The 25,400-nt window shown below is 63.2% G+C and carries 22 protein-coding genes, 1 tRNA gene and 1 pseudogene; 8 read left to right on the top strand and 16 right to left on the bottom strand.

What is annotated here, in order from left to right; translation table 11 throughout:
- Positions 1 to 47: 47 nt before the first annotated feature.
- Both ureG and F561_RS0108580 read left to right on the top strand, forming a co-directional pair.
- Positions 48 to 707 carry an urease accessory protein UreG gene (gene ureG / locus F561_RS0108585; RefSeq protein WP_026298727.1) on the top strand — a complete coding sequence of 220 codons (660 nt, stop codon included), beginning with the start codon at positions 48 to 50 and terminating at the stop codon, positions 705 to 707.
- Complete coding sequence (locus tag F561_RS0108580; RefSeq protein ID WP_019009549.1) at positions 704 to 1,516, top strand: urease accessory protein UreD; 813 nt, start codon at positions 704 to 706, stop codon at positions 1,514 to 1,516. The genes ureG and F561_RS0108580 overlap by 4 nt, the downstream gene beginning before the upstream one ends.
- A 39-nt stretch (positions 1,517 to 1,555) precedes the next feature.
- On the opposite strand, the gene F561_RS0108575 is transcribed toward F561_RS0108580, so the two are convergent.
- Positions 1,556 to 3,277 (bottom strand): sensor domain-containing diguanylate cyclase, encoded by a 1,722-nt coding sequence (locus F561_RS0108575; RefSeq protein WP_019009548.1) that lies wholly within the window; start codon positions 3,275 to 3,277, stop codon positions 1,556 to 1,558.
- 116 nt (positions 3,278 to 3,393) lie between these two features.
- Positions 3,394 to 5,079, bottom strand: a complete 1,686-nt coding sequence (locus F561_RS0108570) for an adenine deaminase C-terminal domain-containing protein (RefSeq protein ID WP_019009547.1) — start codon at positions 5,077 to 5,079, stop codon at positions 3,394 to 3,396.
- Positions 5,080 to 5,170: 91 nt separating this feature from the next.
- Between F561_RS0108570 and plsY the strand changes: the two genes are divergently transcribed.
- On the top strand, positions 5,171 to 5,764 hold the full coding sequence (plsY, locus tag F561_RS0108565; protein WP_019009546.1) for a glycerol-3-phosphate 1-O-acyltransferase PlsY: 594 nt from the start codon (positions 5,171 to 5,173) through the stop codon (positions 5,762 to 5,764).
- 236 nt (positions 5,765 to 6,000) lie between these two features.
- The gene (locus tag F561_RS0108560; protein WP_019009545.1) at positions 6,001 to 6,324 is read left to right on the top strand and encodes a hypothetical protein; all 324 of its coding nucleotides are present in this window, start codon (positions 6,001 to 6,003) and stop codon (positions 6,322 to 6,324) included.
- 21 nt (positions 6,325 to 6,345) lie between these two features.
- Here the strand turns inward: F561_RS0108560 and F561_RS0108555 are convergent, their stop codons facing one another.
- Positions 6,346 to 6,840, bottom strand: a complete 495-nt coding sequence (locus F561_RS0108555; RefSeq protein ID WP_019009544.1) for an AAA family ATPase — start codon at positions 6,838 to 6,840, stop codon at positions 6,346 to 6,348.
- Between the two features lie 266 nt (positions 6,841 to 7,106).
- Between F561_RS0108555 and F561_RS0108550 the strand changes: the two genes are divergently transcribed.
- Positions 7,107 to 8,153 carry an aspartate-semialdehyde dehydrogenase gene (locus F561_RS0108550; protein ID WP_245556475.1) on the top strand — a complete coding sequence of 349 codons (1,047 nt, stop codon included), beginning with the start codon at positions 7,107 to 7,109 and terminating at the stop codon, positions 8,151 to 8,153.
- 120 nt (positions 8,154 to 8,273) lie between these two features.
- Here F561_RS0108550 and F561_RS0108545 read toward each other — a convergent pair.
- Positions 8,274 to 8,363, bottom strand: a tRNA-Ser gene (locus tag F561_RS0108545).
- A gap of 104 nt (positions 8,364 to 8,467) precedes the next feature.
- Between F561_RS0108545 and murJ the strand changes: the two genes are divergently transcribed.
- The gene (murJ, locus tag F561_RS0108540) at positions 8,468 to 10,096 is read left to right on the top strand and encodes a murein biosynthesis integral membrane protein MurJ (protein WP_157451677.1); all 1,629 of its coding nucleotides are present in this window, start codon (positions 8,468 to 8,470) and stop codon (positions 10,094 to 10,096) included.
- A gap of 59 nt (positions 10,097 to 10,155) precedes the next feature.
- Here murJ and F561_RS0108535 read toward each other — a convergent pair whose 3' ends face one another.
- The 9 genes from F561_RS0108535 to topA all read right to left on the bottom strand — a co-directional run bounded on the left by F561_RS0108535 (position 10,156) and on the right by topA (position 19,656).
- On the bottom strand, positions 10,156 to 10,488 hold the full coding sequence (locus F561_RS0108535; protein WP_019009541.1) for a hypothetical protein: 333 nt from the start codon (positions 10,486 to 10,488) through the stop codon (positions 10,156 to 10,158).
- Positions 10,485 to 10,832, bottom strand: coding sequence for a hypothetical protein (locus F561_RS0108530; protein WP_019009540.1), 348 nt, complete (start codon positions 10,830 to 10,832; stop codon positions 10,485 to 10,487). Before F561_RS0108530 ends, F561_RS0108535 begins: the two co-directional genes overlap by 4 nt.
- Positions 10,833 to 10,934: 102 nt before the next feature.
- Positions 10,935 to 11,417, bottom strand: a complete 483-nt coding sequence (locus F561_RS28760) for a hypothetical protein (RefSeq protein WP_157451676.1) — start codon at positions 11,415 to 11,417, stop codon at positions 10,935 to 10,937.
- 70 nt (positions 11,418 to 11,487) lie between these two features.
- Entirely contained in the window at positions 11,488 to 12,696 is a 1,209-nt protein-coding gene (gene mqnC / locus F561_RS0108520) for a cyclic dehypoxanthinyl futalosine synthase (RefSeq protein ID WP_019009538.1), read from the bottom strand.
- Between the two features lie 38 nt (positions 12,697 to 12,734).
- The gene (locus F561_RS0108515) at positions 12,735 to 13,613 is read right to left on the bottom strand and encodes a HAMP domain-containing protein (protein WP_083922381.1); all 879 of its coding nucleotides are present in this window, start codon (positions 13,611 to 13,613) and stop codon (positions 12,735 to 12,737) included.
- Between the two features lie 61 nt (positions 13,614 to 13,674).
- Positions 13,675 to 14,730, bottom strand: a complete 1,056-nt coding sequence (locus F561_RS0108510; RefSeq protein WP_019009536.1) for a DUF4388 domain-containing protein — start codon at positions 14,728 to 14,730, stop codon at positions 13,675 to 13,677.
- A 76-nt stretch (positions 14,731 to 14,806) separates the two neighbouring features.
- Positions 14,807 to 15,787, bottom strand: a complete 981-nt coding sequence (locus F561_RS0108505) for a Bug family tripartite tricarboxylate transporter substrate binding protein (protein WP_026298724.1) — start codon at positions 15,785 to 15,787, stop codon at positions 14,807 to 14,809.
- Between the two features lie 626 nt (positions 15,788 to 16,413).
- On the bottom strand, positions 16,414 to 16,719 hold the full coding sequence (locus F561_RS0108500; protein ID WP_019009534.1) for a hypothetical protein: 306 nt from the start codon (positions 16,717 to 16,719) through the stop codon (positions 16,414 to 16,416).
- Between the two features lie 9 nt (positions 16,720 to 16,728).
- Positions 16,729 to 19,656, bottom strand: a complete 2,928-nt coding sequence (gene topA / locus F561_RS0108495; protein WP_019009533.1) for a type I DNA topoisomerase — start codon at positions 19,654 to 19,656, stop codon at positions 16,729 to 16,731.
- A gap of 175 nt (positions 19,657 to 19,831) precedes the next feature.
- Here topA and F561_RS0108490 point away from each other — a divergent pair, with 175 nt between their 5' ends.
- Entirely contained in the window at positions 19,832 to 20,404 is a 573-nt protein-coding gene (locus tag F561_RS0108490; protein ID WP_019009532.1) for a YdcF family protein, read from the top strand.
- 454 nt (positions 20,405 to 20,858) lie between these two features.
- Here the strand turns inward: F561_RS0108490 and F561_RS0108485 are convergent, their stop codons facing one another.
- Together F561_RS0108485 and F561_RS0108480 are read right to left on the bottom strand one after the other, a co-directional pair.
- The gene (locus F561_RS0108485; protein WP_019009531.1) at positions 20,859 to 21,635 is read right to left on the bottom strand and encodes a DUF421 domain-containing protein; all 777 of its coding nucleotides are present in this window, start codon (positions 21,633 to 21,635) and stop codon (positions 20,859 to 20,861) included.
- Entirely contained in the window at positions 21,632 to 21,850 is a 219-nt protein-coding gene (locus F561_RS0108480; RefSeq protein ID WP_019009530.1) for a hypothetical protein, read from the bottom strand. The genes F561_RS0108485 and F561_RS0108480 overlap by 4 nt, the downstream gene beginning before the upstream one ends.
- 578 nt (positions 21,851 to 22,428) lie before the next feature.
- Here F561_RS0108480 and F561_RS0108470 point away from each other — a divergent pair.
- Complete coding sequence (locus F561_RS0108470) at positions 22,429 to 25,125, top strand: sensor domain-containing protein (RefSeq protein ID WP_245556474.1); 2,697 nt, start codon at positions 22,429 to 22,431, stop codon at positions 25,123 to 25,125.
- Between the two features lie 146 nt (positions 25,126 to 25,271).
- On the opposite strand, the pseudogene F561_RS28755 reads toward F561_RS0108470, so the two are convergent.
- A pseudogene (locus F561_RS28755) lies at positions 25,272 to 25,400 on the bottom strand (IS5-like element ISDds9 family transposase); the annotation flags it as partial.

Here is a 25,400-nt window from a genome sequence, read left to right as displayed (position 1 = left end):
TGCGTGTGCTCCAGATTCCTGCCGAAAAATGCGCCAGACTGCGTGACGTGACCCCCTCCCCTGCTCCGCTGAAAATTGGTGTTGGTGGCCCCGTGGGTTCGGGCAAAACAGCGCTGCTGGAAAGGCTGTGCCGCGAGTTGCGGGAGCGCTACGCCCTGGCCGTCATCACCAACGACATCTACACCTTTGAAGACCAGCGGATTCTGACCGCCGCCGCCGCGCTGCCCGCCGAGCGCATCCGGGGCGTTCAGACGGGCGGCTGCCCCCATACCGCCATCCGTGAGGACACGTCGCTGAATCAGGAGGCGGTGGAAGCTCTGGAGGCCGATTTTCCGGGCGTGGAACTCATTTTTATCGAGTCGGGCGGCGACAATCTGGCGTCTTCTTTTTCGCCGGAACTCGTGGACGCCTGGCTGTTCGTGCTGGACGTGTCGGGTGGAGAAAAAGTGCCGCGCAAGGGTGGCCCCGGCGTGCGCAACTCCGATCTGCTGGTGATCAACAAAACCGACCTCGCGCCGCATGTGGGGGCCGATCTGCGGGTCATGGACGCCGACGCACGGGCACAGCGCACCGTACAGGGAGAGGTGCGGCCCTACGTGTTTACCGACCTCAAACGCGGGCTGGGGGTGGCCGAGGTGATCGCGTGGATCGAACACGACCTGCTATTCAGGGCCGTCACGCCGCCGAGGGTGGGCCTTCAGGAATGAGGCCGGACACCACGCCGGGACAGCGCACCCGCACCGGAATCTTGCACCTGACGTTTGAAGAAAAGCGGGGCAAAACCGTGCTGGCCCGCGACCAGCAAAAAGCGCCCTTGATGATCATCCGGCCCTTTGAATTGCCCTGCGGCACGCTGATGGTCTTTGTGGTCAACCCGACGGGCGGCGTGCTGGGCGGCGATCACAGCGAAATCGTGGCCGAGGTGGGCGCGGGCGCACGGGTGCTGATCCTCACGCAGTCGGCCACCCGGCTTCAGCCTTCGCCTTCGGGGGCGCGGGCCACACAGGACATCCGCTTTCGGGTGGCTTCGGGCGGGCGGCTGGAATACTACCCGGAACGCACCTTGCCCTTTGCGGGCAGCGCCTTTGCCCAGACCGTGCGGGCCGACCTCGAAGACGGCGCGGAACTGGGCCTCAGCGAAACATTGGCGTCTGGGCGCGTCCACATGGGCGAGCGGCTGGCTTTTGCCGACTACCGCAGCCGCGTAGAGGTCTGGAACGCCACGACCCGTCTGTATCTGGATCACCTGAAGCTGGAGCCGGGGCAGCACACCCGCGCCCCCGGCGTCTGGGGCGATCTGGATTACGCCGCCAGCGGGGTCTGGGTGGGCAGCGGCAGCGTGCAGCACTGGCCCGCCCTGCCCGGTCAGTTGGCCTGCGGGCACACGGCAGGCGGGGCGGTGTGGCTGCGTTCGGCCTCAAGGCGGGGGCCAGAGCTTGACCGGGCACTGAACGCGGCGCGGGAGAGCCTGAGGGCACAGGTGTTCGGGGCGCAGCCGCTGCAGGTGCGGCGCTGAACTGTTGTCAACCTGCCCACAGGACGCCTCTCCGTTCCATCAGTCCAGCAGAAGCGTTCCGCTGATTTCTTCGGCCATCCAGACCCGTCCCTTTTCACGCTTTTTGCCTCTCAGCAGAGCCGTATCGGCCTGTAGCAGCAGGGCGTGTGAAATCTCCTCAATCTCCTCCAGGGTGTGCGGCGCAGGCACCATCTGATCGTGAAACACCAGTCCCGCCGTCGCTCCCAGCGGATGCGTCACGCCGTTGACCGTGATGGGCCGCACAACGATGGTCTGCACAATTCCTTCGACCCGCAGACGCACGCTCTCACGGCTCTCGCCATGCAGGATCAGGGCAAATTCGTCGCCGCCCAGCCGCCCCAGGGTATCTCCGACGCCCACCGCACCCAGCAGACTCGCGCCGACCATGTGCAGCACCTCATCGCCCACCGCGTGCCCGTAGGTGTCGTTGATGGTCTTGAAGCCGTCCAGATCGAGAATGACGACCCCCAGTTCTCTGGTGTGGGGGCTGGTCGCACTGCGCCTCACGTCCTCGCTCAGTTGGGCCAGCAGACTGGCGCGGTTGCGAAGACCTGTGAGGGCGTCGGTGGTGGCCTGCCGCTGCAACGCGGCAAACGGCTGGGTCACCCTGAAAGCCAGCGGCCACGCGATCAGGCCGCTGAGCAGCGTCATCATGGCAATGATCAGCAGATGCTGATGAAAAACGCTGTCCAGCTCTCCGGTAAAGTCGGATTCTGGTGCATAGACGCCCACCACCCAGTGGACGCCCGGCTGCACTTCCACGCGGCGCAGCACGGCCGCGTAAGGCTCGCCGCCCACCCGGTAACGGCGCGTCACCTCGCTGCCCACCGTCTGGCCGACCTTCAGGCGTGGCAGGCCGCCGTCCCCCAACAGGGCACGCAGGGCCGGGTCACCCACCTCGGTCAGCTTGGGCACGCGGCCCTGAACGGTGCGCGGCCAAGCACGGGAAGCGGCGATGGCGTGGCCCTCGGCATCGGTGATGAACGCCCGTCCACGCGGCGTCAACTGCACACGCTCCAGCATCTGCGTCAGGCCGCTGAGTTGCACGTCTACCCCGATCACCAGATCACCGCCGTCCAGACCCCGTTGGGCCGACGCCACGGTGATGCCCGGCAACTGAGAGGAGGTGAAGACGTAAGGAGCCGTCCAGATCGTCTGGCCTGGACGCAGCACCGCCAATTTGTACCAGGGCCGCGTGCGCGGATCATAGGAATCGGCAGGCCTGGTCTGCGAAATCAGGCGGCCTGCGGCGTCCAGCGTGGTCACGGTGGTCTGCCGCCGGGGAGACTGCTCTATGACCTTGATGTAACGGCCTGTTCCGTTTCGGCGCACCAGAACGAAGCGTCCCTCCGAGTCTCCCAGCAGGGCCGAGTCCAGTTGCGGCACGGCGTCCAGCATGGTGCCGAACACGATGCTGACCTCTCCGGAGTCGTAGGTATTGAGCTGTCCTCCCCTGATCAGGGCCGCATTGATCTGCACGATCTGAACTGCGGTTTGCAGAGAGGAGCGGGCATTGTCACCGGTTACACGTACCAGCTGTTTCAGGCTTTCGCGGGCCTGTGATTGCAAGACGGCTTCACCGCTGCGCCGGTTGGCCCACAGCACGCCCGTGATCGTGCCCAGTTGGGTCAGCAGGAGCGCCAGCAGAATCAGAAAGCGAGTCCACGAAAAGGCCCGCGATGCCTGAGCAGGGGTCAGCACTGGAGCGTTGCGATTCGGTTGGCGAAAGAGAGAAGTCATGCGAATGCGAAAAGCCTCACATCATCTTAAACGCAAAAGCAGCATAAGTGACTCCCAATTCTATAAACTCCGGGTGTATTCGCCATTCCTAAAGAAATAAATGAGATATTTCACGTTTATTGATGTCCTGACCCCTCGGTCATCTGCCATGCTCCGACATCCAACAAACCGCGTGGCGTCAGCTTGAGGGCCGGAATCACGGTGAGGCCCAGAAAACTGAGGGTCGTGACCGGATAGGGCAAAACGCAGCCCAGCGCCCGCGCCGCCGCTGTAATTTCTCCCAGTGCCGCCGCCGCCACCTGTGGATCGGCAGCGGTCATCAGGCCCGCGTAGGGCAGCGGCAAGGAGGCCCGCACCTCGCCGCCCGACACCACCACCACGCCGCCGCCCAGGGCTTCGAGTGCCGCGCCCGCTGCCCGAATATCGGCGTCGGTGCCGCCCAGAAAGGCCGCGTTGTGCGCGTCGTGCAGCACGCTGATGCCCAGGGTGCCGCCCGTCAGACCTGTGCCGGATGTCCAGCAGGTGCTGTGGGCGCTCTGGCCCAGTTCTGCACGGCCATAGCGGTCGGCCACGACCAGACGGGTGTCGCCGCTGCCGGGTGCGCCCACCCCGGTGGTGATCTGGTCGGGCCGCACCTGCATCACGGGCCAGTGGGCGGGTGGGTCGAAGGTGGCCTGACTCCAGCCTGCACCCAGATTCACGCCTCCACCCGGCAGCGGCGGCGTGACTGTTCCGGCCCGCGCTTCCTGCCCGCCCACAAAGGTTTCCAGCACCTCGAACCCCTTCAGGTCTTTAAGCAACACAAAATCGGCGTGGTATCCCGGCGCAATCAGGCCGAAGTCGTGCAGGCCCCAGTATTCGGCGGGATTGCAGGTGACAAGCGCCACCGCATCGGCGGGATGCAGGCCGCCTGCCACGCACATTCGCAGCAGTCGGTCAAGGTGGCCGAGTTCCAGCAACTCATCGACGCTGACGTCATCGCTGACCAGCATGGCGCGGCGCGGGCCTTCCCGCAGCACGGGCAACAGGGCCGCCAGATTGCGGGCCGCTGAACCTTCGCGCACCATCAGCCACAGGCCCGCCCGCAGGCGTTCGCGGGCTTCTTCGGGGGTGGTGGCCTCGTGGTCGGAGTGCAGGCCCGCCGCCGCGTAGGCGTGCAGGTCGCGCCCCTGCACCCCCGACGCGTGCCCGTCCATGCGCCGCCCCGCCCTGCGCCCCGCTTCCAGTACGTCCCACACGCCGGGATCGGCATTCAGGACGCCCGGATAATTCATCATCTCGGCCAACCCCAGCACGCCGGGATGGGCCAGCATCTCGGCAATCTCGGCGGCCCCTACCACCGCGCCGCCCTGCTCGAAACCGCTGGCGGGCACGCAAGAAGGCGCGGAGGCCCACACCCGCAGGCCAGAGCTTCGGCCCGCTTCCAGCATCCAGCCGAGGCCCGCCGCGCCCACCACGTTGACCAGTTCGTGCGGTTCGGCCACGATGCCCGTGGTACCGCGTGGCAGGACCGCCCGCGCAAATCCCGCCGGAGTCAGCAGGCTGGATTCGATGTGAACGTGTCCGTCTATGAACCCCGGAGCCAGAAACGTCCCGCCTGCCTCGACCACCCGCGCCACCCGGTAGCCTGATCCAAAGGCGGCAATCCGGCCCTCCGCCACCACCACATCGGCTTCAAAGACTTCGCGGGTGGCGGGCTGCACCACCGACGCGCCCCGAATCAGCAGATCACCGTCTTCCTGGCCGCGTGCCACCCGTACCACCCTTTGTCTCTGTTCTCCTGTCAGCGCCGCCGAAATCATGGCGCAGTGTACTGACTCTGAGACCTGTGTGCTGCACCGCCCCACCTGATCCAAACGCGGCTTCAAAGAAAGGCGGCGTACAATTCTGGGCGTGACTCTGACTGCGGCCCTGGCTGTCCTGATTTCTTATGTGCTCGGCTCGCTTCCGGCGGCGGCGTGGCTGGCCCGCGCACGGGGCATCGATATTCGCAAGGTGGGCAGCGGCAACAGCGGCGCGACCAACATGATGCGGGCAGCGGGCAAAGGCCCGGCCGTGGCCGTCGCGACCTTTGATGTGTTCAAGGGCGTGCTGGTGATCTGGCTGGCCCGCTGGCTGGGACTCGGTGAGAACGTGGCGGCCCTGTGCGGCATCGCTGCCGTCATCGGCCACAATTTCAGCCCCTTTTTGGGCTTCCGGGGCGGTAAGGGCGCGGCCACCACCTTCGGCGTGATGGTATCGCTGATTCCGGTGGTGGGCATCGGCACGGCAGTGATCTTTCTGACCACCGTCTGGCTCACTCGTCTGGTCTCGGCGGGCAGCATTCTGGGCGTCATCGCGGGCACGCTGGTGGCCCTGGTCACAGGCCAGAGTGTGTGGCTGTGCGTGGCTGTGGCGCTGCTCTCGGCCCTGCTGATCTACCAACACCGCGACAACATCGGGCGGCTGACCGGCGGGACCGAGCGTCGGCTGGGAGAAAAAAGCTAACCCCCGTTGCCTGGCAACGCCCCCATCAGGGTGGGAAGAACTGCGTCTGATGCTCCCCTTTCAGGAGGGCGGGCTGCGAAACAGACTGGGGTTGATACGCAGCGTCCATCTGAACGGGCAGGTCAGGCCACCGGATTCACGTCCCTCACTGACCCGGTGCGCTATTGTGTAGGGGTCAAAACTTCAACTGACATATTGCCCGGACGGTGGTCAGCCCGCCCGGCCCGGAGTGGTTCATGCCCGCCAGAATCCGCATATACGGCAAGGAAGCGACCTTTACACAGGGCCACTGGACTTGCGACGACGACAGCCTGCTTGCCATGTTGGAAGCCCTCGCAGACCCCCGCGCCAACACCGAGGAGCAGGAGCACCTGCACGCGCTGTACGCCGCTGGGCGCTTTGGTGGGGCAGTTGCCACCCCCGAAGGCCAGTGGCAGACCGCGCCGCACCCCGAGGCCGAGATCAAGCTGGAAGATTTTGCACCTGCCACCCGCAGCAGTACGCCGGAGAGCCTGGCGAACAAGGCCGGATGGCTGGGGTTCTTGAAGCGCAAGAAGTAACACTTCAGGTCATTGGGCCGTTCAGGTCACAGGGTCGGCCACCAAAGCGGCCAACTGATCCGCGACTTCGGCCACGCTGAGGCGGGAAGTGTCTATCTGCACGGTGGCCCGCGCCCGGAGCAGCGGCTCTACCCAGTTCAGGTGCTGCAAAATCAGTTCGCGCTGTGCTTCCGTTTTTCCATACGGGTTGTTGGTGCGGGCCGCGATCCGCTCCAGCATGATTTCTGGGGGCGCACTCAGCAGCACGATCTGGTCAAAGTATGGATAAAACTGGCCCTGATTGGACTTGCAGCCTGACACGAACAGGGCCGTGATCTGCGAGGCGCGGAGCAACTGTGCCATTCGGTCTGCTCGCCAGATCCAGTCGGGTTCCGCCGCCTCGCCTTCTGCACCCACCTGCCATTCACACCACTGGTCCGAGTCGGTGTCTATGGCCGTGAATCCACGCGCCGCCAGAGCCTCTATCACCGAAGATTTGCCGGTGCCTGACATGCCCGTGATCAGGACGCGCTTCATGAGGCAAGTCTAGAGCGAGTTCTGAACCTAGAACCCCCCTAGCCTGCCCGCTTGACCTGCACCCGCCGGACCGCTACCGTTTGACCATGCGTTGTGTCCCTGCCATTCGGCTGACCATTCCCCAGGAAACTATTACTTCCTGAGGGGCGGCCTGCTGGAATTGTCAATCCAACAGTACCGCCCTGCGAGAGTCGTGGGGCGGATTTTTTTGGATGGCAAGAGGGCGGAAGGCGGGTGCTGGACTTTTTTTCTGGGAGGATAGACCTATGAGCGGATTGCCTATGAACGGACTAAAAGTAGCTATCGTTGGAGCCACGGGCGCGGTCGGACACGAGTTGATGAAGGTGCTGGAAAACAGCACGCTGGACTTCAGCGAGTTGCAACTGTACGCCTCGCCCCGTTCGGCGGGCCTGAAACTGCCCTTCAAGGGGCAGGAATTGACCGTGCAGGCCACCCCCGAAGGTGCCATAGACGCCGACGTGATCCTGGCTTCGGCGGGCGGCAGCATCAGCAAAGCCTTGGCCCCGGCGTGGGTGGCGGGCGGCGCACTGGTGATCGACAACTCCAGCGCCTTCCGGTATGACGCCGACGTGCCCCTGGTGGTGCCGGAAGTGAACGGAGAAGCCGCCCTCGCCCACAAGGGCATCATTGCCAACCCGAACTGCACCACCGCCATCGCCGTGGTTGCCGTTGCGCCGCTGCACCGCAAATACGGCGTCAAGCGCATGATCGTTTCGACCTATCAGGCCACCAGCGGCGCGGGCCAGAAGGGCATGGAAGAACTGCTGGAGCAGACGCATATGCAGCTTCACGGCAAGGAAGCCACCGCCACCGTGTTCGCCCACCCGATTCCCTTCAACGTGATTCCGCACATCGACGCCTTTCAGGACAACGGGTACACCAAGGAGGAAATGAAGGTGGCGTGGGAAACCCGCAAGATTCTGGGCGACGAGAGCCTGATCATCAGTTGTACCGCCGTGCGGATTCCCACCCTGCGGACCCACTCCGAGGCCATTACGCTGGAGTTGGAGCGACCCGCCACCCCCGACGAGGCCCGCGAACTGCTGCGCCACGCCGCCGGAGTGGAAGTGCGCGACGACCCCGCCGCCAAGCTGTACCCCATGCCCCTCACCGCCAGCGGAAAATATGACGTAGAGGTAGGCCGCATCCGCTCCAGCCTCGCTTTTGAGGGCGGACTGGAACTGTTCGTGTCGGGCGACCAACTGCTGAAGGGAGCGGCCCTGAATGCCGTGCAGATCGCGGAATACCTGCAGGAGAAGGGAGCGCTGAAGCCGAGAGCGAGCGCACTGTAAGAACGTGGGATGTAGAACGTGGATCGTGGAACGTGGTTAACCCCCACTCCACGATCCACACTCACGGAAACCAAATTAAACTGCCCCAGACATCATCCGTCCGGGGCAGTTTTCTTTTTTTGGCGAAGAGGGTGGGATTCGAACCCACGATACAGTTGCCCGTACTTCAGTTTTCGAGACTGACCCATTCAACCACTCTGGCACCTCTCCGCACTGCTCTAGGAGTGTAAACCCCACAAGCAAGAGGGAGTTTACCACAGCTTTTCACGTGGCGCGAGAGGGCATAAGGGCGGCGAGGCGCTACAGTTGACCGCGTGACCGTTCCGCCTTCAGGCTCCTCAAGCACCCCACCTGTGATCCAGATCGAGTTTGATGGAGCCACGCCCACACCGACCACCGCTTCTGGAGGGCCGGAACATACCCCCAAAAAGCCCGCTCAGAAATCGGTGGGCCGCAACACCCTGATCGTGATGGCCGGAACGCTGGGTTCGCGGCTGTCGGGAATCGTGCGCCAGCAGATCATCAATCTGTTTGGCAATACGCTGCTGGAAGCCTTTCTGGTGGCCGTACGGATTCCCAACCTGCTGCGCGAACTGCTGGCCGAAGGCGCACTGGTCAACTCCTTTATTCCGGTGTACAAGACGCTGGATGCCGCCGAGCGAAAAGCGTTGGCGTCGGCCTTTTCGGGCGTGCTGATCGCCGTGAACCTCGTGCTGATGGCGGTAGGCATCCTGGCTGCGCCGTGGATCGTGAACCTGCTGCTGTCGGGCACCTCCAACGTAGACCGGGCGCTGGCCGTGTACATGACGCAACTGGTCATGCCGTTTCTGATGCTGATCAGCCTGTCCAGCATTGCCATGGGCCTGCTGAACGCCGACGAACATTTCCGCGAATCCAGCTTTGCTCCGGTGGCCTTCAATATCGCCAGCATCATCGCGCTGCTGCTCCTGCCCGATACGGCCACCTGGCTGGCCTTCGGATGGCTGATCGGCGGGGTGGCGCAACTGCTGGTGCAACTGCCTGCGCTGCGGCGTTTTGGGCTGCTGCCCACGCCCGCGCTGATACGGCATCCTGCGCTGGGGCGAGTGCTGCGGCAGATGGCCCCCTTTACCCTCACGGCGGGCGCACGCCAACTGCTGAACGTGTATGTCACGCGCCTGCTCAGCGACGGCACGCTGTTTCGGCAGGGCACACAGGGCGGCTATTCCAACGCAGAAGCCCTCTTCACGATGGTCAACGGGCTGTTCGTGGTGTCGCCCGCGCTGGCGCTGCTGCCGCGTTTTTCTCAGCACGCCGCCGAAAAAGATTGGCCTGCCTTCCGGTCACTGACCGCGCAGGCCGTCCGCACCACCACCTTTCTGGCCGCGCCCATGAGCGCCCTGCTGATCGCCCTCGCACCCTACGCCGTCAGCCTGTTCAATCTGCGCTCCAACTACGACGTGCCGCGCTTCGAGGCCGGAAGCGGCATTCTGACCGGCTGGGCGCTGGCGCTGGTGCCGTGGGCCATCGTCACGATTTTGCTGCGGACCTTCTATGCCCGCGAGCGCACCCGTGAAGCCGTGATCATCAGCGCCATCGGCTTTGTGCTGGAAGTGGGGCTGTACCGCCTGCTGGTGCCGCAGTTGGGCCTGCTGGGCTTCGGCGTCAGCACCACCATCAGCGGCATTCTGATGGCCGGGGCGCTGGCCCTGCTGTACCGCCGCGCTCTGGGCTTTCCGTCGCGCCAGATCGCCTCGCATCTGGCCCGCATCCTGCCGATGGCGGCGCTGGCAGGCGCTCTGGCGTGGTTCATCTCCCGCCTGATGCCTGCGCCCGGTTTTATTTTCCCCGGTGTGCTGGGGCTGGTTGTGGCGGGCGGCGTGGGCCTGAGCGCCTATCTGCTGCTTGCGCTGGCCCTCAAGATGCCGGAAGTTTCAGGCGTGCTTCGGCGGCTGAAACGGTAGAGGGGGTGTGGAGAAGGGCGTGATGGAGGTATCGTTTCCCCAGTTCAGATGAACCTGCCTTACAGAAACCAGAGCACCACCCGTACCGCCGCGCCCGCGTCCTCGTAGATGCGGGCGAAGGCTTGCCATGCCCGAAGCGTCACCGGGTCGTCGTCTTCCGCCGCCAAGAGCGCCAGTTCTGGCCCCATGACAAAGGTTGCGCCGAAGACCTGAGCTTCCTGTTGTCCTGCACGGGCACTTACGCCCAGCTCTGGCGGCCACCCGCGCCCAGACAGCTCTGCCGCTTCCAGCAGGGCCAGCAGATGACGGGCCGAACCATGCTCGAAGGCGGCCACCTCAGACCAGCTCTCCCCCGTTTGGGCCTCACAGACGACAAACACGAGGGCGCTCATTCGATCTGCCACACGATCAGCCTCGCGGGGCGACCCATGCCCTCAAAGGCGCGGGTCATGGCGTGCCACGCCCGGAATTGGGCGGCCAGTTCGGGCGGCGCGTGGCCCAGCAGGCGGCCCAGTTCGGAGGCGGCAAAGTAGGTCGGCGCGGCGATGACTTCCTCTTCAAACAACAGTTCCGCTTCCAGGGTGACGCTGAGATCGGGCGGATGCCCGCGCCCGCCGAAGCCCGCCGAGGTCAGCACTTCCAGAAAATCCCTGACCGCCGCGAGGTGAAAATGCGCTTCCAGACGCCACGCGCCCTCGCCGTAGCTTTCGCAGGCGACAAAAACGAGGGGCGTCATGATCCTATTGTGGCTGTATTTTAGAGGTCAAAGGATTGGAAAGCCCCGGCATAGGCTTGATGAATCGCAAGATACGTAGACAAACGGCGAGCGCACCCAACATCAGGGCCGAATCAACAGGCAATCTCCCAAAGAAGGCTGCTTCATTGTTTCGGCAAGGCCCAATTTTACCTTTTCCGCTGCTCCGGGCTGTCCAGCATCCACACTCGCCACGCCTGCAATCAAGGCATTGCGGTCTGTTTCGGTAACGGCGTACATCTGACCATTAAAACTAGGGGTGTCTACCGGATCCTGCTCGGCTACGCAAACCATTCCACCGCTTCCAGTCAGACTGTTGGTAACAATAAATAACTGTGTTTCCTTGATCGTCGCCGCAAAGCCGTTCCCAAAAAGCATGCTCCCTAGACCTTCAAACTCGGCAGCATAGATCTCTCCAACGACTTTTTTGGTTTGGAAAGAGTAGGAGGGAGACGGAAGTCCTAGAGGTGACGGAAGCTGATATGTCCAAGTCTGACCGCTCGTCAAAGTCTTATTTGACTTGCTGCTGGATAAAGCAGGAGCACAGGATGCCAGAAGAGTCAGCATAAGGACAAAGCTAGAGCCAATTGATCGCATAGTCAGAATATAACCAAAACAGAGCGACCCCTGACAAAATTTAAAGTGCGCCCACGGCCCGCGCCGCTTCGGGGTTGGCGTCGGCACGGTTCAGCACCGCGTCCACATCGGGCCGTTCGATGATCTGAAAACGGCTGTTGCGGATGGCCGGGTCGAATCCGGCGTCTACGGCAATGCGGATCAGTTCGCGCACGGTGGCATGGTGCCGCCCGTGCCCACCCGCCGCACTGACCACGTTTTCTTCCAACATGGTGGAGCCGAGGTCGTTTGCGCCGTAATACAGCGCCGCCTGCGCCACCTTGAACCCCTGCGCGGGCCAGGACGCCTGAATATTCACGATGTTATCGAGCGCGATGCGGGCGATGGCGAGTTGCTGCAAATACTCGTGGGCGGTGGCTCCCGGAGCCTTGCCATGCAGCCGCGTATGCTCGGTTTGCAGCGTCCACATGGCAAACCCGCTGAAGCCGTTGCCGCCGTATTCGGCCTGCGCCTTGTCCTGCTGATCCCGGATTTTGAGCAGGTGGCGGGTGCGCTGCGCGTAGGTTTCGCCAAAGCCGATGACCATCGTGGAAATCGTATACAGCCCCTTTTCCTGCGCCGCGTCCAGAATGCGGAACCAGTCGGCGCTGCGAATTCGGGCAGGCGCGGCTTTGGCCCGTACCTCATCTTCCAGAATCTCGCCGCCCGCTCCCGGCAGACCGTCCAGCCCCGCCTCGATGAGCGTGTCCAGCAGCGTATTCAGGTCCAGCCCGAAGGTTTTTTCCATAAACAGCACTTCTTCGGGCGAAAAAGCATCGATGCGGATGCTGGGATGGTGGGCTTTGACGTGTCGCAGCAGACCCGTGTAGTAATCGAGGCCGAGGGCCGGATTCACGCCGCCTTGCAGCAAGATGCGCGTGCCGTTCACGGCTTCGAGTTCCCGAATCTTGGCGCTGATGGCCTCGTAATCCAGCGTATAGCTGTCTTTCTGGCGGCCTGTGCGGTAAAAGGCGCAGAAGTTGCAGCCCACGTTGCAGATATTGGTGTAGTTGATATTGCGGTCGATCAGAAACGTGACTGTTTCGGGGTCGCGCCGGGTCAGGCGGAGTTCGTGGGCCACCGCCGCCACATCGGGCAGCGGCAGGTGATACAGGGACTCGATTTCTTCGGCGTTCAGGCGCTCACCCCGTACGGCCTTGTCCAGCACCGCGTGGGTGGGCATTGCGCCGGGAGAAGAAAGGCCGGGGGTGGGCACAGCAGGAGCCGTCATGAGCCTACGCTAGCACCGGGCGGGGTCAGAGAATGTCCCTACAGCCGGGCCATGATGGTTTCCAGACTGAAGCGCATGCGTTCCACCGATTCGGCCAATTCGCCCAGTTCATCCTGAGCATCGGCCAGAATCGGCTGATCGAGTTCGCCCATGCTGATGGCCGTGACCCGCGCCGACAGCGCCTGAATACGGCGAATCAGGGCATTGGCAAACAGGGCCGCGCCCACCGCCGTCAGCAGCACCACCAGGAGGGTCAGGAAGGCTGTTGGCGCAAGGCTGGCGACCACGCGTTCGCGAATGTACTGCTCGCTGAGGCCCAGGACCACCACGCCGACCCCGCCCGGTAGGGGGTAGCCGGTCAGGGTGGTTTGCTGCTGGCCCAGGCGCTGGGTCAGGGGAACCGGGGTCACTTGCGCTTTGGTCGGTTCAAAGCTGCTGACCTGCTGAGCATAGGCGCTGATCGTCTTGCCGCCTTGACCCATGAGATTCACAAACTTTTGCCGCAGCACTGAGGTTTCGACGCTGGAATCTTTGAAGGTGTTGTCATAGGCGGCCAGCAGCGTTCCGTCCTGGGTGTACACCGTGGCAAAGTGCAGCGGCGTGGCTCCCAGTGCCACGAGTTCCATCAAACGCATCTGCACGCTGTCTTGCACATCGCTACTGGTCAGCGGCTTTCCCGACGAGTCCATCGATTCCTGCACGCCCATGCCGAACACCGATGCCGACTGGGCCGTAGCCCGCACCAGCAGTCCACGGTATTCGTTGGCATGGCGGCTTGACATCAGCAGCAGCATCAGGGTTGCCAGCACCAGCAAAGGCACCAGCACCAGCAAAAAAATCTTGACCCTTAAAGACAGAGTGGTTGCAGACCGAGGTGTTGAAGACAGCGTTGCTGGAGACAGAATGGTTGAAGACATAGAGACCCCTCCTTGAAGGACAGCAGTAGATCAAGCACAAAAGGAAAAAAGCCCCCGCCGTTTAGCGGCGAAAACTTTGCAGAAGCAACACCGCCTCGCCGCGCCGTGCCGGGGGCAACAGGGCCTGCAACGCATCCAGAAAGTTGGGAATCTGCGCGGTATCGAGGGTCTGCGGGGACGCACTGCCCTGCACCTGCTGCAAGCTTTCATGCACCAGTTCCCGTGCAATCGGGCCAAGCAGATGGGTCAGCTGGTGCGTCAACTCCTGTGAGGAAAAGGGCTGGACGGCAGGCGGCCTGCTGGGTGGCTGCGCCGGAGGCCATTTGGCCAAGCTCAGAAAAAGGGCCTCTATCTGGGGATGACGGCTGACCGGGCAGCCCCGTAAGACCTCCGTTTTCAACTCTGGCAGCAGGCCCACTGGGACGGCCTCTTGAGCCACTCCAATGGCTTTGAGGGCATCCCGCATCAGCAGCTTTGCCACGGGGCCGACCACGGCAGTGAGGCCCTGCACGAATTGGCCCATGCCTTCGGCAGACACCAGCGGTCCGGTGCCCAAACGCAGCGCCCCCTGCTGCTCCAGTTGAGCCAGGATCAGCCGCACCTCCTCCAAACTGTGTCCGAGCGTGTGCGCCAACGCCTGAACGGTGCGCTGGCCGTCTATCAGTGCCCAAAGACGCCCATAGAACTCGGCAGAGGCGAATTCTGGCCCGCCCTCCAGAACAGCAGGAGGAGCCGCAACCAACAGATCAGGCACGCTGTGGGGGCCAATGTGGGTCAGGTCCAACGCAGGAGAAACGGTTTGCACCTTGATCAGCAGGTCTTCGATGTCCAGCATCAGCAGGCTGGCCGCACGCAGGGGCAGGGGAGCTTCCTGGGCGGCCCAGCTTTCCTCAAAATGGCAGGTGCCTTCCGGTTGGCGCAGCAGGGCCTGTACGGCGGCCAAACCCTCAAGCTGCGGCGGCAAAGTGGTGCAGGAAATCACCTGTTGTCCTGTCAGGCTCAGCACTGTGACGACCATTTCCGGGGACTGGCAATGCAGCAATCCAGTCTGACCAAGGCCAGCCACGTACCGGAGCAGCAGCGGCAGCGTTTCTGAAGTGTAGGTGGCTCTGAACATAGGCAGTTCTCCGCTTGGATAGGGCAAGACACAGAGCGCTTGGGCAGGAGCCGTCGCCTGTGAATCAGAAACCGAGTTATTTCAGGATGTCCAGGCTTCGGAGGAGTTGCGTGACCACCGTTTTTTGTGAACGCACAAAACGGTCAAAGGTGTCGCCGGTGGCAAAGTACGCATTCCACTTGTTTTGCGACAGTTGCTGCTGCCAACTGCGGGTGCGAACCATGCGGGTCATCATCAGGGTCAGGCGGGCGCGTTGGGCGGCGCTGATTCCGGCGGGGGCCACCACACCGCGCCAGTTGGACACGTCTACATCGATGCCTTTTTCGATCAGGGTCGGCAGATTGATGCCGTCCACGGCTTCGGGGGCCAGAATAGCCAGCCCGCGCACCTGACCACCTTTCAGGGCGTCTTCTATTTCGCTGTAGCCCGCACTGACCACATCCAGTTCCCCGCCCAGCATGGCTGTGGTGGCCTGTGCGCCGCCCGCCGAGGGCACGTAGCGCACCTGATCCATCGAAATATTCAGTTCGCGGGCCAGCTTGCCGATGGCAATATGGGCGCTGCCGCCCGCGCTGCTGCCCCCAAACCGGATGCTGCCCGGAGACGCCTTGAATGCCGCGATCAGGTCTTCGACATCCCGAAAACGCGATTTGGCGGGCACGATCAGCACTTCGTAATCGGTGGTCAGGCGGGCAATCGGGGTCACGTCGCTGTTGAGGTCAAAAGGACTCTGATTCAGCGGAATGCCTGCCACCATTACAAATCCGGTCAGCATCAGTTGATTGCTTTGGCCGCGCAGTTTGACAAATTCGGCCAGGCCCAAAGTGCCCGCTTTCCCCGGCAGGTTATACACCGTCACATCGTTAAAAATGCCCTCGCGCTTGAGGGTTTCGGCAATGGCTTTGGCGGTGTTGTCCCAGCCGCCACCCACCGAGGCCGGGGCCAAAATACGCAGACCCGAGGTTGTTTGGGCCAATGCCCCAGAACCCGCACCCAACAGCGCCGTGCTCAACAGCATTGCCAGACTTCCCAAACGAATTAACTGTTGCTGTTTCATTCTTGCTCCTACAGTCTTTGCATCAGAAGGACGAATATTAAGCCATACGCCCTGTATGCCCGCTCGTTGAGATTGATCATTCAATCCACGAGTGACTCGGAAGGGAGGGAATCTTTTAGCACTGAACCGATTTATCTTGGTGTTCTTCTAAGATTAAGGTTATTCAGAATATGTCACAGCGCTCTGACTCCACAGTTAGTAATCTTACTTAACGTTGGAAAATCAGCCTCCCAAACGAGCAATACCCGCCGAGAGCGGGCACTGTTTGGGAAGAGATGGCCTCGTCTGCTGTCAGGCTTAATAAAGGCAGTAGGAGTCGCAACCCGGAGTTTAAGGCAGTGTTTTCCCGGGAGGAGCGAACTGCTACGGATTCCGAATCATCTAGAAACTGACTGGAACGCCCCATCTTTGGGCTTTCCATTCAGCTTGCCAAGCCCGGCGGGGCAACTCTCTGGGCACGAAGCAGGGGTGAGGGGAAAACCAACATGTACGGGAATCTTGTATGCCCCGGCAACGTCAAGGGAACGTACAACCCCCTCGTGCTGACGCCCAGCCTTCGAGGAGTTGCCAATCTAGCCAGGAATCAATGGTTCCGTCTCCCACCACAGATCAACCTCAGATCGGTTTCAGTCGGAGACCAACATCAGCACCGTATTGGGCTTTACGGGCAACACCGACCAGTCGTCCTCTGGGATCAGGCGGTGGGCTTCGCTGGCCCGCAGACGCACAAAATCTCCTTCTGGCAGATCAATCAGGGCTTCTCCAGTCAGGCACACCAACCAGCCCGCCGCCTTCGGGCCGGTCTGCTTGTTTGCCAGTGCCAACAGGCGCACCTCAGCCCCCGGCAACGCCACCCACACACCGGGAGCACCCGCAGCAAGGCGGGCCAGATTCAGCGGCGGCGGCGCTTCGGGGCGAGCGCGGGAAGGCATAACGCGTGCTTACTCGGCCCGCGCAGCCTGATTCAGTTTCTTGCTGGCCTGAAGCGCCATGCCCTTGGCCTTCTTCACGTCCAGCCCCAGCGTGGGCGCAATGTCTTCGACCTTCTGGCCTTGCTCACGGGTGGCCGTGACCAGTTGGCGCTCCTGATCGCTCAGCACAGCCAGATGAGGCTTCAGTTCGGCCCACGTCAGCGGGGTTTTGGCGGCGGGAGCTTTGGCGGCAGCAGACTTCTTGGCAGGCGCTTTCTTGGCTGTGGTCGCCTTGGTCGCAGTTGCCTTGGCTGGCGCTTTTTTGCTGGCCGATGTCTTGTTGGCCGACCCCTTGGCTTTCGCCGTTCCAGCCGCCTTTTTCGCGGCTTTGGCGGGCTTGGCTTTGGGTTCCTTGCCGCGTTCTTCCAGAATCTCCAGGGCGCGTTCGGCGCTCAGGGTGCCTTCTTCCTCGCCCTTGCGGAGGGTGGCGTTGCGCTCTCCGTCGGTCAGGTACGGCCCGAAACGGCCCGATTTGAGCAGGATGGGAGCGCGGCCCTCGAATTCAAAGGTTTGCAGCGGCGCGGCGGCCACTCCACGCGCCCGGAAACGCGGCTGCATGAACAGGGCCTCGGCTTCCATGATGCCCACGTCGAACAGTTGCTCGTGGTTGGTCAGGCTGCGGCTGTCGTTGGCCCGCTTGAGGTAAGGGCCGTATTTGCCGTTGAAGGCCCACACTTCTTCGCCCTCCGAGGTGCCCACCAGACGGGGCAGGCTCAGGAGTCTCAGCGCACGCTCCAGCGTCAGTTCGTTCAGATCGTCGGTGGGAAACAGGCTGGCGGTGCGAATCGGCGGGTTGCCTTCGCCCAGCGTGACGTAAGGGCCGTAGCGCCCCGCGCGGGCCACCACCGGATGCCCGCTGGCCTCGTCGGTGCCGATCACGCGGTCTCCGCTGGGGCGGCTCAGGATGTCGGCGGCAAGTTCGGCGGTCAGTTCGTCGGGGGCCAGACCTTCGGGCAGGTTGGCTTTTTGCTCGCCCAGTTGCATGTACGCGCCGTAGCGCCCCACGCGCACCTCTATACCCGTTCCCTCCAGCCTGGGAATACGGATGGTGGCGATGCCGCGTGCGTCGATCTCGCCCATCTGCTGCTCGATCAGGGGCCGCAGCGCCATGCCCTCGCCGCCCTCGCCCAGAAAGAATCGGCGCAGATACGGAACGCGCTGTGCCCGCCCACCCGCAATGTCATCGAGGTCTTCTTCCATGCGGGCGGTGAAATCGTAGTCCACCAGCTTGCCGAAGTGGTGTTCCAGCAGCGCAGAGGTCGCAAAAGCTGTCCAGGAAGGCACCAGCGCCTGACCCTTTTTGGCGGCGTAGCCCCGGTCCTGAATGGTGCCCAGAATGCTGGCATAGGTGCTGGGCCGCCCGATGCCCGCGCCTTCCAGAGACTGCACGAGGCTGGCTTCGGTGTACCGGGCGGGAGGCTGGGTGTCGTGGCCTTCAGGCTTGGCGGCCTGCCCGGTCACGGTCTGCCCGGCCTTCAGCGGGGGCAGGGGAGTTTCGCGGTCTTCAAGGGCGGCGGCGGGATCATCGCTGCCTTCCACATAGGCCCGCAGAAAACCGGGGAAGTCGATGGTGCGGCCCGAGGCACTCAGGGTCACGTCGTCGCCCAGAGCGGTCCCGGTCAGGCGCACGCGCAGGCTCCGGCCCCGTGCATCGGCCATCTGACAGGCCACCGTGCGCTTCCAGATCAGGTCGTACAAACGCCATTCATCGCCGCTGAGTTCGGTTCTCAGTTGATCGGGTGTGCGGAAGGTGCTTCCGGCGGGCCTGACTGCTTCGTGGGCTTCCTGCGCGTTTTTGGCCTTCTTGGAATACACGCGGGGCTGAGGGCTGAGGTACTCGGGGCCGTACATGTCCTGCACCTGTGCGCGGGCCGCCGACACCGCCTCTGCCGAAAGGTTGGTGGAATCGGTCCGCATGTAGGTGATGTAACCGCCCTCATACAGGCGCTGGGCGGCCCGCATGGTGCGCGTGGCGGCAAAGCCCAGCTTGCGGCTGCCCTCCTGCTGAAGCGTGGACGTGATAAACGGCGCGTAAGGCCGCTGGGTAAAGGGTTTTTCTTCGGCAGAGGCAATTTTGAGAGGCTGGCCCTTCAGGGCGTCGGCCAGGGCGGTGGCGCGGGCTTCGTCCAGTTGCAGCACACCCGAATCAGGCTTCAGCTTGCCGGTCAGGGGATCGAAATCCTTGCCGGTGGCGAGGCGCACACCGCCCACATCGGTCAGGCGGGCGGGAAAGGTCGCGCCCTCCTCGGTCTGGGCCGTGACCAGCAGATCCCACCACGACGCACTCACGAAGCGCATCCGCTCGCGCTCTCGCTCGACCAGCATCCGGGTGGCTACCGACTGCACGCGGCCCGCGCTGAGTTTGGGGGCCACCTTCTTCCACAGCACGGGCGAAACCTCGTAGCCGTACAGACGATCCAGGGCACGCCGGGTTTCCTGCGCTTCGACCAGGTTGGTATCGATAGAGCGCGGGTTGGCAATGGCCGCCAGAATCGCTTCCTTGGTGATCTCGTGAAAGACCATGCGCTTGACCGGCACTTTGGGCTTCAGCTCCTGAAACAGGTGCCACGCGATGCTCTCGCCCTCGCGGTCATCATCGGTTGCCAGAATGATTTCGTCGGCCTCGCCCGCCATCTTCCGAAGCTTGGCAACGTGCGCCCGCTTGTCCGGCGACACCACATACAGGGGCCGGAAGTCATCTTCTATATCCAGCCCCAGTCTGGCCCACGCCTTGCCCTTGTACTTTTCGGGAATGTCGGCGGCGCTTTTGGGCAGGTCACGAATATGGCCGATGCTCGATTCCACCGAGTATCCCTTGCCGAGATACTTTTCGATGGTGCGGGCCTTCGCGGGTGATTCGACGATCACCAGAGTATTGAATGCTGGAGTTTTAGACATATTGGTTTGGGGCACTCCCTGAAACAGATGATGAGAGGAACTTGCGGGCGAGCGTAGCACAGGGCCGTATGGTGTAAAGCAGCCTTCCTCCACTTGTCAACCCCCATCCCACCATCTTTTCTGCGTACCACCCGTGCCTTATCTTGGGTTTTCCTTCATGCTAGGCTGGGTGCCTATGCGCTCGCGTGGCTCCACCCTGACCCTCCTGCCGCTGGCCGTGCTGGGCCTGCTGGCGCTGGGGTTCTTGTTGTTGCCGGGGCCGCGTGTGCCGCACCCACAGCAGCCTTACGCGGCAGTGGTGGTTTTGGGGGCCGCGCAGTATGCAGGCAAGCCCAGCCCCGCCTTTCAGCGCAGGCTCGATCATGCCCTCGCGCTGTACCGGGCAGGCGGCATACAGACCGTTGTGGTTACGGGCGGCAGGCGTCCGGGCGACCCCCACACCGAGGGAGAGGTGGGCCGCAGCTACCTCATCCGCCTGGGCATTCCGGCGGCGCAGGTATTGGCCGAAACCCGCAGCCGCACCACCATCGAAAACCTCCGCAACGCCCGCGTGTACCTGCCGCCCAACACGCCCATCACCCTCGTCACCGATGAGGCCCACGCTCCCCGCGCCCTGGCCCTGGCCCGCGCATTGGGTCTCACTGCCAATGCCAGTGCCAGCCGCCTGAGCGCCCGGACCAGCCCCAGCTACCTGCTGCGCGAAAAAGTAGCGCTGGCGGCCTACGCCCTGATCGGAATTCGGAGCTGAGTCTGGTCCGGAGTTCAGTCAGTGGTCAGTGGTGAGTAGTGAGTAGGAAAAGCGTGGTGGCCGAGAAATCTTGCTGGCGGACAGGGACGTACTCTTTCAAAACGCTGCACTATTACAGTGTTCCAGAAGTTTGTATCCCCTCACCCCCCACAGCATTGCCGCCCCAGCCGTGTGAGGCCGTCGTCCACGCAGTGGGCGGGCCAATTCCATTTCGGAATGAACGAGCAATTCCGCTTCAGATGAACAAGTAAGCCAGGTCTGAACACGACAAGATCACTCCTGCCGAGCGCAGCGACCACTCCCCTGACCCCTGTGGGGGCGGGGGCTGGGGGGTGGAGGTAAACCGTGGCAGCGAAGAAGTAGTGGAGAAAGGCAAGCTCTACAAGTCCTGGAAGAACTATAGAAATGAATGAAACACCGCACTCCGTCTAGCGGGACGACTCCTACGTTGTCCTCAACTCTCGCTCCCATCCGGCTCCAGAGGGTCGAGGGTCGCGGGCGTCCAGCCTTTGCTCTGAACGCTGTCCTGACTGTCAACGCTCTGTTCGGTCGCGTGCTTGCCCTCTGTACAGGCCGGACAATTTGGCAGCGGGCCAGCCGCCTCCAGTGTGTGGCCGCAGCCCAGGCAGGCCACGACTCCGCTGTAGGTCGTGCCGATCTTCAGGGTCAGGGGCCACTGCAAATCCCACGGCGGCACGACCTGTAGTCCGGCGGGAGCATCTTCCTTGTGGGTAAATACAGTCAGGTTGCCGTCTTGCTCGAAGTAGGCCCGCTGCACCTCTCCCAGTTGGCGCACACCCTGACCACGCAGGCGCTCGAATAGGTCTTCCCGGCTCAGGTTGGCGCGGCTGAGGGGGCCGAGACGAATCACGCCGTCCCGCACGAGTTCCACAGGAATTCCTTCTACAAACGTTTCGACGCGCTCGCTGCGAATGACCAGATAAGACAGCCCACGCTGCAAGAACACCACCAGAGCCAGCACCAACATGGAGTGCAGGAGCGGCACCTCTGGGTAGAACATTGGATCGCCCGCCGCCGACCCCAACCCGATCACGATGGCGAGTTCCAGCGGGCTGAGTTGCGCCAGTCCCCGCTTGCCCGTAATCCGTAGCAGCACCACCAGCCACAGGAACATCAGGGCGGTACGGAAGACGATCTCCAGGAGAAACAGTGGGGGCAGATCACCCAGAAACATCCGGCCCCAATCGAAGGGCACAATGTCGGCACTCACAGGGAAGGGCCAGAATCGGCTTCGGCTTCCGACAACCCCAGTCCACCCAGGATGCGGGCACGGTTCCAACCGATCAGAGCCGACAGTTCTGTCAGGAGGGCCTCAAAGGCTGCCGATCCCGGCTCCAGCACACGCAAGGCGGCCCACAGTGCATTGCGCCGCTCCAGGAATTCCCGGCCCAGAGCTTCCCGGCCCTGTATAGATTGATCGGACATAATGCCCAGAGTCTAGCCAGTCTGAGAGTCGTGGCCGCGCTTTGGAGCAGTTCTGCGACTGACGGCCTGAGGAAAAGGGCGTCCTCGGGCCTCCATTCTTCCTCCTGCTCGGTGACATTCACTCGCTCTGCTCGGTCAACAAGGCGGCCCCTTTTTGACAGATGCTTCAGAAGATCGTATCCAACTGAACTGTGGTCAAGAGACACTGCCCCTCAGGCAACAAGTCGGTCCTGTCGTTCACATCGGGGCAGTGGGACACACAGATGAACATTGTATGAGGTCATACAATACTGAGTCGCCCCAAGACTGATCTAGACTGGAGCTATACACCCATTCACTCCCCCCAACTAGCAGTTCAGACCGGCAGCCTATTTGCATGAGCAGCGTAAGAACTGACGTGAGAAGATGCAGTCAGCAAAGGTCTCCGACTCGGCTCTCGGCTGGCCCTGACAGTGCCGCGTTTTCCTCGCTGCCCTCTCCATCAGGACTGGCTCTGCTGCGTTTTCTCCCTGCGTCGTCTCTGCCTCACCCCACTGCTCAGCATTTCTCTCCCCGGTTTTCTTGTTCTCGCCTACAGTGTGCTGCTCCTGCTCACCCTTTTTCCAGAGGTACTGCCCAACGTGACTCTTCCGACTTCTGCCCTCCATACCGCCCTGCGTGACCTGCTGCGTGTCCATGCGCCAGAAGCGACGCTGCTTGCTTCTGTGGGCAAACAGGTGCTCAGCGTGCGTGCCGACGCTGCACCCTTCGAGACACCCAGCGGCGAACTGATTCCGCCTGACGCCTGGTTGGATCATGGTCAACTGTCCTGGCTGACGCGGGACGGAGCGCTGTTGGGCCTACTCTGGAGCGAAGAAGCGGCCATACCCGAAGGTGCGGTGGAAGTGCTGACGCTTCTGCTGTCGGCGGCCAGTGCCGAGGGAGCCAACCGCGAGGCGGACATGCTGATCACGCAGTTGCCCGCGCCCACCGCGTGGCTGAATGCCGATCTGGTCTTCAGGCAGGTCAGCCGCACATTTCTGGAACTGTTCGGCCTGAGCGGGCCAGCGGTGGTGGGGCAGCCGCTTCAGGCAGTCTTTCCGGGCCGGGAAGACCTGGTGCACTGCCTGAGTCAGGCGGCAGCGGGGCGGGCAACCCACCTACCCGACGAATATGCACTGTTGCCTGACCGAAATACAGGTGCAGCGGAGAGCGGCAGCGCCGGCGTCTGGTTGCGCGGCGAGGCCCGGCCCTACTTTGGCGGCGCGGCAGCTGGGGTGCTGTGGACCGTACAGAACGTCAGCGGAGAGCGGCAGGAAGCGGCACGGCTCACGGCGCTGCTGGACGGACTGGAAACCCCTCTGGCCCTGCTGACCGACACGGGAACGGTATTGGCGGCCAGCACGGGCCTGTCTGATCTGGCCCCGGCCACTGCGCCTGCTCTGGTGGGAACGCCGCTGTGGACCTGGCCCTGCTTCTCCGACCTTCCTTCAGAACTGCTGCGCGATCTGGTACGGGTGGCAGCCAGCGGCGGCGCGGCCAACGGCGACGTTCCCCTGGTGTCGGGCGGCACCTTGCCTCTGGCTCTGCGCCGCAGCACTGCACCGGGGTTACTGGTGGCCGCAGGCCTCAGCGGGCGCGGAGCAGGCTTGCAGGCATCCTCCAGCGTGGTGGCGCAGGTGTTGGCGCTCAGCGACGCGGCCACCATCTTGCTGGATCATGCGGGCCGTACCCAACTGGTCAGCGAGCAGGCCGCCGGGTTGGTGGGTCTGGACGCCGCCAAGTTGCTGAACCTGAGCCTGTCGCGGGTACTGGGAGAACTGGGCGTGCGCCTGCATACGCCGGAAGGCGACCCCATGCCCATTCCTGATCTGCGTACGCTCAATCTGCCCCTGACGCGGGAACTGCTGGTGGTGCGCCCCGACGGGGTGGCCCGCCATATGGAAGTGCGGGCCACGCGGGTCGAAGAGGGCGGCAGACCCGGCACACTGCTGGTGCTGCGTGATCTGACCGCCCTGCGCCGCGCACAGGCCAAGATGAAACACGACGCCCGCCACGACGCCCTGACCGGACTGCCCAACCGCCCCGGCCTGCGCGAACATCTGGCGGCGGCAGCCACCCCCAAAACGGGCGCGGTGGTGTGCCTCGACGCCGACGGGTTCGGTGCACTGAACGCCGCGCTGGGCCGCACGGCCTGCGATCATCTGCTGATTCAACTGGCGGCCCGCCTGAATGACCTGGCGGGAGTGCACGGTGGACTGGCCGCACGTTTGGCCGACGATACCTTTGCCGCCCATCTGCCCTACCTCAGCGCCGACGACGCGGTGCAGGCGATTCAGGCCGCCCTTCAGGTGCCGCTGCGCTCGGGCCGCCGCGACGTATCGCTGACCTTTGCCCTGGGAGTGTCGCACCTGCCCGCCGACATGACCGCCGACGCTGCTCTGGCCGACGCCGAGATTGCCATGCAGCACGCCAAACGGCAGGGCCGCGCCCAGACCAGCGCCTTTCATCCGGGGTTGCGGGCCAGTGTCGCCGAAGCTTTCGAGCTGGAAGACGCCCTGCGCGGCGCGATCGCGGGCGAGCAGTTCACGCTGCTGTATCAGCCTGCCGTCCAGCTAGAAGACGGGCAGCCCTTCAGCGCCGAAGCCCTCCTGCGCTGGAAGCACCCCACGCTTGGAACGCTGGCTCCCAGCCGATTCTTGCCGCTGGCAAGCCGCAGCGACCTGATCATGCAGGTGGGCGACTGGGTGGTTCAGGAGGCGTTGCGAGGCCGTGACGCGATTCGGGCCAGCCTGCCAGCCCACATCAACTGGCGCGTCAGCGTGAACCTCAGCCTGGAAGAACTGCGGCGCAGTGCGGGTCTGGAACACCTGATGCCGCTGCTGGCCCAGCAGGGCGCACCCGACATAGAAGTCTCGGCGGGCAGCCTGATCGACCACAGTCAGGACACACTGGGCCTGTTGGAGCAGTTACGGACACACGGCGCACGCCTGATCGTGGACGACTTTGGCGACGGAGCCAGCAGCCTGACCGCTCTGACCCGCTTTCCGCTCAGCGGCGTCAAACTCCATCCCACCCTGACTGCCCGCCTGCCCGGAGACGAGCGCAGCCTGACGCTGGTACAGGGCACCATTGATCTGGCCCACCGTCTCGGGCTACACGTCACGGCAGTGGGGGTCGAAACACAGGAGCAACTGAGCGTCCTGCGTGACCTCGGCTGCGACGCCGCACAGGGATATGCCATCACCCCGCCCCTCTCGGCCACCGATCTGGGTGTGTGGCTGGCCGAGCGCTAGGGCTGAGCGCAGGAGCCCGAACACAAAAGCCTGAACGTAAAAACGCAGTTCAGGACGCAAGAGAGCAGCGCAGAACTGATACGGATTCCGATGAAACACCGTGCTTTTTGGTGTTTCATCCGGCTTGCAAAGCTACGGAGTAGAGATCATCCGGAAATTCGGCGCAGCAGGATGAGAATGCAGGCGAGCTGGACAAAGCCTAAGAAGTTCTGGGCTTTGTGCTCGTCGCGGGTTCGGACACGGCGGAAGGACTGCAACCAGGCGATGGTTCGCTC

It is taken from the genome of Deinococcus aquatilis DSM 23025 (assembly GCF_000378445.1).
Classification (GTDB): domain Bacteria; phylum Deinococcota; class Deinococci; order Deinococcales; family Deinococcaceae; genus Deinococcus; species Deinococcus aquatilis.
This window is presented reverse-complemented; position numbering and strand designations above follow the sequence as displayed.